Genomic DNA, 14451 nt, shown 5'->3' on the forward strand with positions numbered 1-14451 from the left:
TTGATGTGCAAGAAGGTTACTGGCTGAGCACCGGACTCAGAACGCGACCGGCTGCTCCCGGCCCATCCGCAGCAGGGTCCGCCCGCCGGCCACGGCGAGCGCGAGGATGCCGACACCGGACACCACGATCGGCACGTTGACCGCGGTGGCCGTCGCGACCGCACCGGCGGTGATCGCGCCGAACGGCGACACGCTCACCGACAGCAGCCGGAACACCCCGTTCACCCGGCCCAACAGCTCCGGCGGGATGGTGGTCTGGCGGAAGGCCGTGATCAGGGTCTGCCAGATGGCGATCCCGAAGCCGACCGCCCCGAACGAGACCACGGCGACCGCGGTCTGCCGGGTGGCGCCGAGCAGCAGGCAGGCGACACCCATGATGACCAGGGCCAGCACGGCACCGCGCAGCACGCCGAGCCGGCGCCGGACCCAGTCGCTGCCGAGCCCGCCGATGACCCCGCCGATCGCGTTCGCCGCGAGGAAGAAACCGTAGGCGCTCTCCGGGAGGTGCAGCCAGGTGACGATGTAGAGCACCATCAGCACACCGAGGCTCATGGTGAAGAAGTTCAGCACGCCCAGGATCAGCGCCAGCCGGATCAGCAGCCGGTCCGACCGCAGGTAGGTCATGCCCTCCTTGATCATCTGCCCCCAACTGGTGCGCGGCCCGGTCGACTCCGTGCGCAGCGTGCGCAGCACCGGGAACAGCATCAGCAGCACGCCGAGCAGGAACGAGGCGCCGTCGAGCAGGAACGGCGCCACCGCGGCGAACGCGAAGAGCAGACCGCCCAGCGGCTGCCCGAGGCTGTCGCGCAGCACCACCTGCACCGCGTGCAGCCGGCCGTTGGCCTTGGTCATCTGCTCGACCGGAACGACCTTGGGCAGGAAGGCCTGTGCGGTGACCAGGAAGACGGACTCGCCCATGCCGAGCACCGCCGCCGCCACGTAGAGCATGACCAGGTTCAGCGAGTGGGTGAGCACGCCCACCGCGATCAGCGACACCAGCACGAAGCGGCACAGGTCGATCAAGACCAGCAGCGCCCGCCGGTTGAAGATGTCCGCCCAGACGCCGCCGATCGGCGCCATCATCATCCCCAGCGCGGTGACGATGGTCGTCAGCGACAACAGCATCGCGTTGTGGGTGAAGGAGAAGACCAGCAGCGGCAGGGCGCTGTTGCGCACGCCGTCACCGAGCGAGGACACCGCGTTGGCCAGCCACAGCCGGCCGAAGTGGGGCCACGTCCCGTCCGCCGCGCCGAGGCCGGACGGCGGGTCCTGCTTCGACGGCGCACGCGTCGAATCGTCCGTGCTGCTCGCTTCCATGCTGCTCGCTTCCGTGATCCTCGTACTCCGGCGGCACCGGGGTTCCGGTGCCCGAACCGTGCTAAACGACTGCGTCGACGCCCGTGACCAGACTGAGCATCCGGCCGTCCTCCTCGAAGAGGACCCGGTGCTGCCGCAGGGTCTCCACCAGGCCGTCCAGCTCGGCCGGCGCCGCCCCGTCCGGGACGGTCAACTGGTCGGGGCGCCTGGGTGAGTTGAGCTCGCGGAGCAGCCCGAGCAGCTGGTCGCCGACCGGGATCCGCCGCGGCTCACCGAACCGGGTGTCCCGGATGACGTACCCGTCGTCCTCCCGCAGCAGCTCCAGGCTGGGGCGCTGCGCCGACTCCTCCCAGCTCTGCTGCCAGTCGGTCACCACCCGCTGGAGCGACGGGTACCACTTCAACGCGGTCGCGGCGTAGGGCGCGGCGCCGTGATCGGCGAAGAAGTAGGCCAGCTGGTCGAGCTGTTGCGGCGCGAACGGGAAGACCAGCGAGTAGAAGTCCATCGGCCGCAGGTCCAGCCCGTAGTCGAGCCGCTGGTTGAAGTAGGGGCTGAACCGGTCGAAGCGGATGAAGAACGCGCCGGTCGGGGGCGTGAGATGGGCCAGCAGCGGGAAGTCCCGCTCGTACTTGGCGTACATCTCCTCGGGCTCCTTGGGCGCGCCGATCAGCAGGTTCCACTCCGGGTGGATGCCGTAGCGCAGGCAGAGCTTCATGAACTGCAGGCTCTGGAACGCCGTGGTGCCCTTGCCGAGCAGCTTGAGCACCTCGGAGTTGACCGCCTCGATCCCGGCCTGCACCCGGTTGACCCGCGCCCGGGCCAGCGTCTGCATGTGGGTCTCGCTGAGCGGGAGCTTGATCTCGTAGAAGACAGACGCGTCGTCCGGGGCGTCGACCCGCGGGAACACCTCGGCCGGGTAGTTCCTGGGCAGGATGTAGTCGGTGCACATGAAGTGCTTGAACTCCGGGTGGAACGAGAACAGCCACTCGAACTGGCGCACCGCCAGGTCGGGTTCCAGCTGCCGGAAGCCGATGGTCTCGTCGTTCAGGCCGCAGAAGGTGCAGTGGCTGCGGGCGCCCCACCAGCAGCCGCGCGAGGTCTCGAAGAACAGCGTGGGTTCGAGCCGGCCCTCGGCGACCACGTCGGCGGCGTCGCGCATGGCGGCGGCGAAGCCCCGGTAGTCGAGCGGGACGTAGTCGTTGATGTCCCGGTCCTTGCCGACGCCGAACCGGACCTGGGGCTGGGTGCAGTTGTCGCGGCTGATGACGCCCCGGATCGCGGAGATGTCGGCGATCCGGCCCTCCAGGACGCAGTCGAGGAACGCCGCGAAGCTGACCAGGCTCGGACCGGAGAAGACGTAGTCCAGGGAGGGGACTTCGGCCGCCAGCACGGCGCCCATCGAGGTCTCGACGTTGGAGCCGCCGAGCAGCACCACCGCCCGCGGGTTCCGGTCCTTGATCATCTTGGCCAGCGCGATCGCCGGGACGCTCTGGGCGAACATCGTGGTCAGCCCGACCACGTCGGCGCTCGCGAGGTCGTACCGGTCGATCAGCTCGGCCAGGAACGCCTCGACGCCCTCGCGCTGCCGCGCCAGGTCCGCGCGGAACTCCTGCCACGCGGGCTCGCGGTAGTACCGGGCGAAGTAGGCCTCGGAGTTGTCCGGCTCGTCCGGGAAGGCGATGTGCCGGAACAGCCACTCCCCCACCCCGCTGTAGAGGTGGGTCATGTCGCCGGAGATTTCCTCGTACGCACGGACACCGAAGTATCCGGTGAAATCGACGTTGAGGTAGTGCACTTCGGCGGACACCCGGTCCGCGTACTCCTGGCCGATCAGTCCGGCGAGCTGACTCAGGGCGAACGAAGGGCGGTTCCAGTCGGCAAATGGCATGTTCACGAAAGCGACGCGAAGCACAGGAAACCTCTCGGAAAGGGGGCGGCGATCCAAGGACGCCCCACACGAGGTGCCGGAAGTCTCCCGAATCGGACAAGCCGTCGGCACCGCTCGCTCCGGGGAGCGGGCCTTTCGCGCCGGACCGGGCCGCCCTGACTCCGCCTCAAGCCGCAGACAAGAGCCGGCCCCGTTTGACCCTCCCCGTTCAACTGAATGCCGGGAGCAGGCTAAGCACACCGACTCTGGCCGGTCAAGGCTCGTATTCCCCGGCCGCCTCGGACCACGGTTGAATAACGGCACGTCAACTCGCCCTGCGGTGACCCGGTTTGCCCCGTATGAGCAGGAAGTTCGCACCCGCGCGGTCCAACTTCGTGACGTACGATGTGCGTTCGAAGCCGACTGCCGTCCATGACGGCCGACTTCCACGGGTCAACACTTCAGGGGGAAGTAACTTGTTGAACACCGGGGCCGGCGAGCCCATGACGACCGAATCCCGAGTTGCGCAGATCTGGGTCGAGACGCTGAAGCACGATCAGTTCGGCCCCGAGGACAACTTCTTCGCCGTCGGCGGGCACTCGATGTTCGCCACGCTGGTCACCTACCGGCTCCGCGACGAATGGGGCATCGAGTTCCCCCTCTCGCTCATCTTCGAGCACTCCACCGTCCGCGACCTCGCGTCGGTCATCGACCGGGCCAAGGCCGACTCCGTCGGCTCGGACACCGTCACCGGCTGATATCCACAAGGCCCAGTCGGGTCCGCGCCGTACACCGGTGCGGACCCGCGCTGATCCCTGCGCCGAAGAAAGCGGTCAGATGCCCCCGGAGATCCCTCTCGAAGACCGACGAGCTCGGTTCCTGAATCGAATCCGCGCCGCCGCCCGCCGGGCCGGCCAGGGCGGGCCGGCCGGGGCACCCCCGGTCGCAGCGCAGGCGCTGCCCACCGCCCTGCCACGCGCCATGGCCCACGGGCCGGCCGGAACTCCCTTGCGCCGCACGGTCGTCCACCACATCGGCGAGGACGCGCTGAAGGCGGTGCGGGACTGCGCCGCACGGACCGTCGCGCCCGCCGACTCCGTCGTGCTCGCCGCCCTGCTCGCCTGCGTCGCCCAGTACTGCGCCGAGCCGGACCTGCTGGTGGCCGTGCGCGACGGCGACGGCGCGCTCCGGCAGCTGGCGCTGACGGTCGATCCGACCCGCAGCATGACCGAGCTGGTCCGCACGGTGCACCGCGCGCTCACCGGGATCCGGTCGGCCGACACCCGCCTGCCCGACCCGGCGAACGCGCCGATCCTGGTGCGGCTCGACCCCGACCAGGACTTGGCGGCCGAGACGGTCGGCGACGTCCACCTCGGACTCACCGCGGCCGGCGCCGTGACCGCCGGGTACGACCCCGACCGCCACGAGACCGAACTGGTCGAGGGCCTGCTCCAGGGCACGGGCGCGCTGCTCGAAGCCGTGCTGGCCACCCCGGACCTCCCGCTGGTCGCGCTCCGCACGCTGTCCGGCGCGGCACTGCGCAAGGTCACGGAGGAGCCCAACCGCACCGCGCGGCCCCGCCCCGCCGACACCCTGACCGCCGCCTTCGACCGCGCCCGGGAGCGCTTCGCCGACCGCACCGCGCTGGTGGACGCGGCCGGCACCCTCAGCTACCGGCAGACCGCCGCGGCCGCCGCCCTGCTCGGCCGGCGCCTGCGCGACGCGGTCGGGGTCACGCCGGAGGACCTGGTCGCCGTCTACGTCACGCGCGCCGACAAGCGCTGGGTGGTCGGCTGCCTCGGCGCGCTGCACGCGGGCGCCGCCTGGCTGCCGATCGATCCGGCGGTACCGCCCGCACGGCTGGCGGCCCTGCTGCGCGACGCCGGCGTCGTCGCGGTCGTCACCGACGCCGCGCTGCGCGGGCGGGTCCCGGCCGGCGACTGGCGCGTGGTGGACCTGGACGATCCCGCCGGCACCCCGGACACCGCCCCGGCGCTCGACGCGGCGGACCTCGCCCCGGCGCCCACCGACCCCCGCGGCCTCGCCTACGCGATGTACACCTCGGGCAGCACCGGTGCGCCCAAGGCGGTGCTGGTGGAGCACGACAGCGCGGTCAACTTCGTCGAGTCCCTGCAACGCCTCTTCGAACTGACCCCCGACGACCGGATGCTGCAGTACGCCTCCCCCGGTTTCGACGTCTCGGTGTTCGAGATCTTCTGCGCCCTGCTCAGCGGCGCCTCGCTGCACATGATCGGCGACGACGAACGGCGCTCGGTCGGCGGGCTGACCGCCGCGCTCGACGAGGGCGGGATCACGGTCGCCGAACTGCCGCCGGCCCTGCTCGAACTGCTCGACCCGGACCGGGTGCCGCTGCTGCGGCTGGTCTCGGTCGGCGGCGAGCCGTTCTCCGGCCGGCTGACCACCCGCTGGTCCCGGGACCGCCGGTTCGTCAACGGCTACGGCACCACCGAGACCACCATCGGCGTCATCTACAAGGAGTGCACCGGCCTGTGGCGGTCCGCGCCGCCCATCGGCCGGCCGGTCGACAACCACCAGGCCTACGTCCTCGACGAGGACCTGCGCCCGGTGCCCCCCGGAGCGGTCGGCGAGCTGTTCGTCGGCGGCGCCGGAGTCGCCCGCGGGTACCTGGGCCAGGCCGCCCGCACCGCCGAGCGGTTCCTGCCCGACCCGTTCCGGCCGGGCGGCCGCCTCTACCGCACCGGCGACCTGGCCCGCTGGTCGGCGGAAGGCGACATCGTCTTCCTCGGCCGCCGGGACCGCCAGGTCAAGGTGCGCGGCCAGCGCGTGGAACTGGGCGAGATCGAGGCGGCGCTGACCGGCCTGCCCGAGGTCTCCGCGGCGGTCGTCGCCGACGTCGACACCGTGCTCGTCGGCTACCTGGTGGCGGCGGACGGCCTGCGGCCGGACCTCGACGCCGTCCGCCGCCGGCTCAGCGACCGGCTGCCCTCGTACATGGTGCCGACGCTGCTGGTCGAGGTCGAGCAGATCCCGATCACCGCCTCCGGCAAGGTCGACCTGGCCGCGCTGGCGGCCCACCGCCCGGCCGGGCCCGCCCCGGCCGCCCGGCAACCCGGGTCCGCCGCCGCGGACGGTCCGGCCGGGGCCACCGGCCTCGCCCACCGGATCGCGGCCGACGGCTTCGCCGCCGTGCTGCCCGGCGCGCAGCTCGGCGCCCAACTCGGCGGCGACACCAACTTCTTCACCTCCGGCGGCGACAGCATCCGGGCGATCCGGCTGCTGGCCTGGGTCCGCGAGGCCTTCGCGGTCGAGGTCCCGATGAGCCGGTTCTTCCGCGACCCCACCCCCGAGGCCCTCGCCCGGATGATCGAGGGCCTGCGCTCCTCGGGCGCGCGGGCCACGGCCGGCGGTCCGCTCGGCACCCCCGAGCTCGGCGGCGACGAGGACGCACCGCTCTCCTCCTCCCAGCAACGGCTTTGGTTCCTGGACCAGTTGCAGCCGGGCGACGCCTCCTACAACGTCGTCGAGGTCTTCCGGCTGAGCGGCGAGCTCGACTCCGACGCGCTGCGCCGGGCCCTGCACGCACTCGTCGAACGGCACGAGATCCTGCGGACCCGCTACGTGGCGAGCGCCGGCGTGCCGCGCCAGGTGGTGGACCCGGAGCCGACGGCGCAGCTCGAACTGCGCGACCTGACCGGCGCCCCCGGGGCCGATCTCGACGCGCTGCTCGCCGCCGAGGCGGCCGAGCCCTTCGACCTGTCCGGCGGTCCGCTGATCCGGGTCACCCTGATCCGCCGCGGCCCCCGCGAGCACGTGCTGGCCTGGGTGATCCACCACATGGTCGCCGACGGGCGCTCGACCGAGGTGCTGCTGTCCGAACTCAGCGTGCTCTACGGCTCGTTCCGCCGCGGCCTGCCCGGCGACCTGCCACCCGTCGCGCTGCGGTTCCGGGACTACGCGCGCTGGCAGCGGGCCGCCCTCGGCGACCTCGCGCACCAGCAGGGCCTCGCCTACTGGCGGCGCCAACTGGCCGGTGCGCCGGCCAGGTTGGAGCTTCCCACCGACCGCCCCCGGCCCGCACAGCCCAGCACCCGGGGCGGCAGTCTGTACTTCGACCTGCCGTCCGGCACCGCGGCCGACCTCGCCGCGTTCGGCGGCCGAACCGGCGTCACCCCGTTCATGACGCTGCTCACCGCCTTCCTCGCGCTGCTCTCCCGGTACGGGCGCGACAAGGACGTGGTGGTCGGCACCCCGTTCGCCAACCGCACCCGGCGCGAGGTCGAGGACCTGGTCGGCTTCCTGGTCAACACGGTGCCGATCCGTGCCGACTGCTCGGGCGACCCGACCTTCGCCGCGCTGCTGCGCCAGGTCGCCGAGACCTCGCTGGCCGCCGGCGACCACTCCGAGGTGCCGTTCGAGGACCTGGTCAGCGAGCTGGGCGTGGCCCGCGAACTCGGCGTCAACCCGCTGGTGCAGGTGCTCTTCCAGGTGATCGACGCCCCGGAGGAGCAGCTGTCGCTGGACGGGATCGAGACGGCGAAGATCCCGATGGAGGAGCAGGCCGCCGCCTTCGACCTGGTCCTGGAACTGCGGATGAACCGGCAGGGGCAGCTCGGCGGACGGATCAACTACAGCGTCGATCTCTTCGACCGGGAGACCGTGGCCCGCCTCGCGGAGCACTATCACCGGCTGCTGCGCTCGGCCCTGGACACCCCCGACGGCCGGCTGTCCGAGCTGGACATGCTCGGGCAGGAGGAACGGCACCGGCTGCTGGAGACCTTCAACAGCACCGTCACCACCCCGGTGGACACCATCACCGCGGTGGTGGAGCGCCAGGCACGCGCGCGCGGCGGGGCCATCGCGGTGACGGATCCCGCCGGGCAGCTGACCTACGCTGAGCTGAACGAGCGCGCCAACCGCCTGGCCCGGCACCTGATCGAGCTCGGCGTGGGCCGCGACACCCTGGTCGCCCTGTGCCTGCCGCCGGGCACCGAGCTGGTCGTCACCATGCTCGCGGTGCTCAAGGCCCAGGGCGGCTACCTGCCGCTCGACCCCGACCACCCCGCCGACCGGATCCGGCTGCTGCTGGACGGCTGCGGCGTGGACATCGCGGTGGGCCGCCGCTCGGCGTGGCAGCACCTGCCCGTCGGCCTGCGCCGGTTCGTGGACCTGGACGAGGAGCGGGCGGCGATCGACGCGCGGCCGGCCGGCGATCCGCCCGGCGCCGACCCGCAGGACATCGCCTACGTGCTGCACACCTCCGGATCCACCGGGCGGCCCAAGGGCGTCGCCGTGCCGCACCGCGCGCTGGTGCGGCTGGTGCTGGGCGCCGACCGGTCGCCGGTCGGCCCCGACGACACGTTCCTGCTGGTGCACCCCACCACCTTCGACCCGTCGAACCTGGAGATCTGGCTGCCGCTGGCGCACGGCGCGGCCCTGGTGATCCCGCCGCGGCGGCCGGTCGACCCGGTCGAGCTCGGCGAGCTGATCCGCACTCACGGGGTGACGGTGCTCTGGCTGTCCGCCACCATGACCCAGATGACGGTCGACATCGATCCTCAACTGCTCGCCGGAGTGCGACAGTTGGGCATCGGCGGACAGGCCCCCTCGGTGCCGCACCTGCGCCGGCTGCTGGACGAGCTGCCCGGGCTGCGCCTGCTGAACTGCTACGGGCCCACCGAGTCCACCACCAACACCACCGTGCACCACGTGGCCGCCGCACCCGCCGAGGACACCACCGCGATCCCGCTCGGCCGACCGGTCGGCGACACCCGGGTCTACGTCGTCGGCGTGCACGGCGAAACCGTCCCGGTCGGGGTGCCCGGAGAGCTGTGGATCGGCGGGCGCGGCCTCGCCCGCGGCTACCTCCACGCGCCGGCCCGCACCGCCGAGCGCTTCGTCCCCGACCCGTTCGGCCCGGCCGGGGAACGGGTGTACCGCTCCGGTGACCTGGTGCGCTGGCTGCCGGACGGCACCCTGGACTTCCTCGGCCGCGACGACGACCAGGTCAAGATCCGCGGCTACCGGATCGAGCTCGGCGAGGTCGCCACCGCGATCCGCCGGCTGCCGGGGGTCCGGGACGCCCACGTGCTGCGGCACGGCGACGGCGCGGCCGCCGAACTGGCCGCCTACGTCGTGCCCGACGCCGCCGCGGTGGACGTCGACGACCTGTTCCACCGGCTGCGGGAGCAACTGCCCGGCTACCTGGTGCCCGCCACCATCACCCCGCTGCCCGCGCTGCCGGTGTCGCCCAACGGCAAGGTCGACCGTGCCCGGCTGCCCGAGCCCCGCCGGCAACCGGCGCGGGACGGCGGCGGCCGGCCGCCGGGCACCGAGCTGGAGCAGGCGGTCCACTCGGCCTGGACAGAGGTGCTCGGCCGCGACGGCTTCGGCGTCGACGAGGACTTCTTCGCCGTCGGCGGCAACTCCTACCAGGCCGCCCAGGTGGTCGCGCGGCTGCGCGCGGCGCTGGGCACGGAGCTCACCGTCCGGATGCTCTTCGAGCACCCGAGCGTCGCCGACCTGGCCGCCGCCCTGACGGCCGCACCCGCCGCCGACGACGACGGGGACACCCCGCTGCGCCGCCGGCCGGACGGCGGCCCGGCACCGCTCTCGGTCGACCAGCAGCGGCTGTGGTTCCTGGACCAGCTCCACCCGGGCAGCGCCGACTACAACGTGCCGATGAGCCTGTGGCTGCACGGCCCGCTGGACCCGGGTGCGCTGCGCTCGGCGCTGGCCGAGGTGGTGCGCCGGCACGAGGTGCTGCGCACCAGGTTCGTCCTGGACGAGGACCGGCTGCCGGTCCAACTGGTCGAGCCTGGCGGTGAGTTCGAGCTGCCCGAGGAGGACCTGTCCGCCCTGCCCGCCGACCGGGCCCGGGCCGCGGCCGAGGAGTCGGCGGCGCGGGAGGCCCGACTGCCGTTCCGGCTGGACCGCGGGCCGCTGATCCGCGCCCGGCTGCTGCGGGTCGGCGCGGACGAGCACCTGCTCTCCCTCGTGCTGCACCACGCCGCCGCCGACGCCGAGTCGTTCCGGGTCCTGCTCGCCGAGCTCGGCGAGCTGTACGGGGCCCGCGGCGACGGGCGGCCGCCCGCCCTGGCCGCACTGCCGGTCCAGTACGCCGACTACGCCCACTGGCAACGGCAGCGCGCTGCCGCCGTCGAGGAGCTGGACCTGGGCTACTGGCGGGACCGGTTGCGCGACCTGCCCGCGCTGGAGCTGCCGCTCGACCGGCCGCGACCGCGGGTGCGCAGCGGAGCCGGCGGGCGGCTGACCGCCGACCTGCTGGACGCGGCGGACACCGCCCGGCTGGACGGGCTGGCGCAGGCCCACGGCACGACCCGGTTCATGGTGCTGCTGGCCGCGGCGCAGGCCACCCTCGGCCGGCTCAGCGGTCAGCGGGACTTCGGCATCGGCACCCCGGTGTCCCTGCGGTCACGGCCCGAACTGGAGCCCCTGATCGGCTTCTTCGTCAACACCCTGGTGCTGCGGGCCGACCTGTCGGGCGATCCGACCTTCGCCGAGCTGTTGGTCCGCACCCGCGGCACCGCCCTGGAGGGCTACAGCCACCAGGAGTTGCCGTTCGACCGGCTGGTGCACGAACTGCTGCCGGCCCGCGACCTGAGCCGCACCCCGCTGGTCGACGTGGTGCTGCACGTCGACGAGACCGCGGCGGCGGCGCCGGAACTGCCCGGGCTGACGGCCCGGGTGGCCGAGGTCGGGACCGGCACCGCCAAGTTCGACCTGGACATCGCGGTGGTCCGCCGGGACACCGGACTGAGCTGCACGATCGAGTTCAGCACCGACGTGTTCGAGACTCCGAGCGCGGGCCGGCTGGCCCAGGAGCTCGGGCGGACGCTGCGGGCCGCGCTGGCCGACCCGGGGCGGCGGCTGTCCGAACTCGGCCCGGACCGGCTGTCGTGACGATTCCGAACCATGTGATCACGGAGGAAGTGGGATGAGAACCGACGTCGAACCGGGCGCCACCGGCGACCTGGACCGATGGTTCCTCGCCGGCCTCGGGCGCGCCTGGCGCGGCACCCAGCTGCTGTGCCTGCCGCACAGCGGCGGCAACGCGTCCAGCTACCGCGGCTGGCTGGCCGGGGCCGAGACCGAAGTCGACGTGGTGCCGGTGCAACTACCGGGCCGTGAGACCCGGTTGACCGAGCCGGCGATCACCGACCAGCCGACCCTGATCGCCGAACTCGCCCGGGTGGTCGAGGCGGCGCCGTTCCGGCGGATCGCCCTCTTCGGGCACAGCATGGGCGCGGTGCTGGCGGTCAACCTCTGCCGCGCGCTGGAGGCCGCCGGCGTCCCGGTGGCGCACCTGTTCGTCTCCGGGCACGGCGGGCCGTCCCAGCGGCCGGTCGCCGACTTCCCGACCGACTCCTCCGACGAGGAGCTGCTGGAGGCCCTGCGGGAGAACGGCGCGCTCAACTTCGAGGCCCTGATGGAGCATCCGGAGCTGCGCGAGATGGTCCTGCGGGTGCTCCGGTCCGACCTGCGGCTGGTGCTGTCCGGGATCGTCGCCGGACCGCCGGTGCAGGCGCCGATCACCGTCATCAACGGCCAGGACGACCCCATCCTGGCCCAGTGGGACACGGCCGAGTGGGCCGGCCTCACCGAGGGGCGCTGCGAGCGGCACCTGCTGCCCGGCGACCACTTCTACCTGGCCGAGCAGGGCGACCGGGTGGCCCGGATCATCCGCACCGCCCTGCAGGACGCGGAGGTGTCCGGATGACCTCGTACGCGGTGGTGGTCAACGACGAGGAGCAGTACTCGATCTGGCCGCTGGACCGGGACGTCCCGGCCGGCTGGCGGGAGGCCGGCACGCGCGGCACCAAGGAGGAGTGCCTGGCCCGGATCGAGGAGGTCTGGACCGACATGCGGCCGCTGAGCCTGCGTCGACGGATGGAAGGGGCGGGGGCATGACGTCAGCACGGGTGGCGGTGGTCACCGGCGCCGGGCGCGGCATCGGCGCCGCCACGGCACTGCGGCTGGCCGGGGACGGCGCCAAGGTCGGCGTCCTGGACATCGACGCGGACACCGCGGCGGACACGGTGGAGCGGATCCGGGCGGCCGGCGGCACCGCGCACGCGGTGGTCGCCGACGTCGGCGACCCGGCCCAGGTCGAGGGCGCGCTGGCGAGCGTGGCGGCCGAGCTCGGGCCGCCGGTGATCCTGGTCAACAACGCCGGTGTGATCCGGGACCGGCCGGTGCAGGAGCTGTCGCTGGACGAGTGGAACACCGTCATCGACGTGAACCTGCGCGGACCGTTCCTGCTGTGCCAGGCGATCGTCCCCTACCTGCGCGAACAGCGCTGGGGACGGATCGTCAACTTCTCCAGCTCCTCCGCGCTGGGCAACCGCGACCAGGCCAACTACTCGGCCGCGAAGGCCGGGATCGACGGCCTGACCCGCACCCTGGCGATCGAGCTGGGCCCCCTCGGGGTGACCGTGAACGCGGTGGCCCCCGGCTACATCGTCACCGACATGACGGCGCACACGGCCACCCGGATGGGGATGGACTTCGCCAGGCTCCAGCAGATGGTCGCCGCGCAGACCCCGGTGCGGCGGGTCGGTCAGCCCGAGGACGTGGCCAACGCCGTCGCGTTCCTGGTCGGGGAGGAGGCCGGGTTCGTCTCCGGGCACACCCTGTACGTCACCGGCGGCCCGATGCGGTAGGCGCGGCCGGGTCCGGCAGGGCCCGGCGGTCGACCTTCCCGTTGCTGGTCAGCGGCAGCCGGTCCAGCAGCACGAACCTGCCCGGGACCAGCGGCTCGGGCAGCCGTTCGCCCAGGTGGGTCCGCAGCTGCGCGGCGTCCACGCCGCCGGCCGGCCCGCCCGGGGCCACCGGGACCACGTAGGCCACCAGCTCGGTCGCGAGTCCGCTGCCGGAGACGGTGACGAAGGCGTCGCGCACCGCCGGATGCTGCGTCAGCACCGCGCGGATCTCGCCCGGTTCGATCCGGAACCCGCGCAGCTTGACCTGGTCGTCGATCCGGCTGGCGAACTCGATGACGCCGTCGGCCCGCCGGCGCACCAGGTCGCCCGTGCGGTACAGCCGGCCGCCCGGCGGCCCGAACGGGTCCGGCACGAACCGCTCGGCGGTCAGGCCCGGCCGCCCCAGGTAGCCCCGGGCCACCCCGGCCCCGCCGACCAGGAGTTCGCCGAGCACCCCGGCGGGCACCGGCCGGCCCTCGGGGTCCACCACGTGGCAGCGGGTGTCGCCGATCGGGCGGCCGATCGGCACGCCGCCGGCCTCGTCGAGGTCCGCCGGGGCCACCGGGTGCGTGGTGGCGAAGGTGGTCGTCTCGGTGGGCCCGTAGCCGTTGACGATGCGCAGCTGCGGGTTGGCCGCCAGCAGCAGCCGCAGGTGCGGCACGGACAGCACCTCGCCGCCGACCACCAGGGTGCGCAGCGGCTCCAGCGCCTGCGGGTGCAGGTCCGCCACCAGGTTGGCCAACTGCGCGGTCAGCCACAGCACGGTGACCCCCGTGCGCCGCAGTTCCGCGCCGAGCTCGCGCGGGCCGACCGGCCCGGGCGGGTGGATCGCCAGCCGGGCGCCGTTGCACAGGGCGCTCCACACTTCGAAGGTCGACGCGTCGAAGGCCGTGGGCGCCAGCATCAGCAGGGTGTCGTCCGGGCCGACCGCCACCTCGTCGAGCCCGCGCACCAGCCGCACGACGCAGCGGTGGGTGACCGCGACGCCCTTCGGCGTGCCGGTGGATCCCGAGGTGTAGATGACGTAGGCGAGGCTGTCCGGTGCGACCGCCGGGCGCTGCGGCGGGGCCGCCGCGGGCCGGGCGGGCAGCGGCAGGTCGATGTGCAGCCGCTCGACCGGGTGGGTGGGCCGGCCGGTGAGCCGCTGATCGGTCACCAGCAGCCGGGCCCCGCTGTCCCGCAGCAGGAAGTCGATCCGCTCGACGGGATGGGCCGGGTCGAGCGGCACGTAGGCGCCGCCCGCCTTGAGCACCGCGAGCATCGCCACGACCTGTTCCGGCCCGCGCGGCAGCAGGATCGCCACCCGGTCGTCCGGCCGGATCCCGAGGCCGACCAGATGGTCCGCCAGCTCCTGTGCCTGTGCGTCGAGTTCACCGAAGGAACGGCGGTACGGCGGGCTCCACAGCGCTGTGCTCGCACCCCGCGCGGACACCTGCCGCGCAAACAGGTCGAGGACCGTTTCGGATATCGGCATTCGTGCACGCTATCACTCGGGCACAACGGCGGGACATCCATCAGGCCTGTGCAATAGGCTCGTTGGGAGCCCACGCCCACGCACCACCGGCG

At 73.2% G+C, this 14451-nt stretch carries 8 protein-coding genes; 5 read left to right on the forward strand and 3 right to left on the reverse strand.

Features of this window, described 5'->3' with window-relative positions:
* Window positions 1-36: 36 nt before the first annotated feature.
* Window positions 37-1317, reverse strand: coding sequence for an MFS transporter (locus FHX73_RS04270; protein WP_145903357.1), 1281 nt, complete (start codon window positions 1315-1317; stop codon window positions 37-39).
* 61 nt (window positions 1318-1378) lie between these two features.
* Window positions 1379-3211, reverse strand: coding sequence for a RiPP maturation radical SAM C-methyltransferase (locus FHX73_RS04275; RefSeq protein ID WP_145903358.1), 1833 nt, complete (start codon window positions 3209-3211; stop codon window positions 1379-1381).
* A gap of 476 nt (window positions 3212-3687) precedes the next feature.
* Between FHX73_RS04275 and FHX73_RS44490 the strand changes: the two genes are divergently transcribed.
* The 5 genes from FHX73_RS44490 (at window position 3688) to FHX73_RS04300 (ending at window position 12846) form a co-directional block, all read left to right on the forward strand.
* Window positions 3688-3942 (forward strand): phosphopantetheine-binding protein, encoded by a 255-nt coding sequence (locus FHX73_RS44490; RefSeq protein WP_170304835.1) that lies wholly within the window; start codon window positions 3688-3690, stop codon window positions 3940-3942.
* A gap of 250 nt (window positions 3943-4192) precedes the next feature.
* Window positions 4193-11086 carry an amino acid adenylation domain-containing protein gene (locus tag FHX73_RS04285; RefSeq protein WP_170304836.1) on the forward strand — a complete coding sequence of 2298 codons (6894 nt, stop codon included), beginning with the start codon at window positions 4193-4195 and terminating at the stop codon, window positions 11084-11086.
* A gap of 34 nt (window positions 11087-11120) precedes the next feature.
* Window positions 11121-11903 (forward strand): thioesterase II family protein, encoded by a 783-nt coding sequence (locus FHX73_RS04290; RefSeq protein WP_145903361.1) that lies wholly within the window; start codon window positions 11121-11123, stop codon window positions 11901-11903.
* Window positions 11900-12094 carry an MbtH family protein gene (locus FHX73_RS04295; RefSeq protein WP_145903362.1) on the forward strand — a complete coding sequence of 65 codons (195 nt, stop codon included), beginning with the start codon at window positions 11900-11902 and terminating at the stop codon, window positions 12092-12094. The genes FHX73_RS04290 and FHX73_RS04295 overlap by 4 nt, the downstream gene beginning before the upstream one ends.
* On the forward strand, window positions 12091-12846 hold the full coding sequence (locus tag FHX73_RS04300; protein WP_145903363.1) for an SDR family NAD(P)-dependent oxidoreductase: 756 nt from the start codon (window positions 12091-12093) through the stop codon (window positions 12844-12846). Before FHX73_RS04295 ends, FHX73_RS04300 begins: the two co-directional genes overlap by 4 nt.
* Here the strand turns inward: FHX73_RS04300 and FHX73_RS04305 are convergent.
* Window positions 12824-14359, reverse strand: coding sequence for an amino acid adenylation domain-containing protein (locus tag FHX73_RS04305; RefSeq protein WP_145903364.1), 1536 nt, complete (start codon window positions 14357-14359; stop codon window positions 12824-12826). The genes FHX73_RS04300 and FHX73_RS04305 overlap by 23 nt on opposite strands.
* Window positions 14360-14451 lie beyond the last annotated feature (92 nt).

Origin of the sequence: Kitasatospora viridis, from assembly GCF_007829815.1 — a bacterium.
Classification (GTDB): Bacteria; Actinomycetota; Actinomycetes; order Streptomycetales; family Streptomycetaceae; genus Kitasatospora; species Kitasatospora viridis.

Bases quoted from the DNA above. Each gene is read 5' to 3' on its own strand.
- FHX73_RS04270 (WP_145903357.1), bottom strand. From the start codon at position 1,317: ATGGAAGCGAGCAGCACGGACGATTCGACGCGTGCGCCGTCGAAGCAG.
- FHX73_RS04295 (WP_145903362.1), top strand. From the start codon at position 11,900: ATGACCTCGTACGCGGTGGTGGTCAACGACGAGGAGCAGTACTCGATC.
- FHX73_RS44490 (WP_170304835.1), top strand. From the start codon at position 3,688: ATGACGACCGAATCCCGAGTTGCGCAGATCTGGGTCGAGACGCTGAAG.
- FHX73_RS04290 (WP_145903361.1), top strand. From the start codon at position 11,121: ATGAGAACCGACGTCGAACCGGGCGCCACCGGCGACCTGGACCGATGG.
- FHX73_RS04300 (WP_145903363.1), top strand. From the start codon at position 12,091: ATGACGTCAGCACGGGTGGCGGTGGTCACCGGCGCCGGGCGCGGCATC.
- FHX73_RS04305 (WP_145903364.1), bottom strand. From the start codon at position 14,359: ATGCCGATATCCGAAACGGTCCTCGACCTGTTTGCGCGGCAGGTGTCC.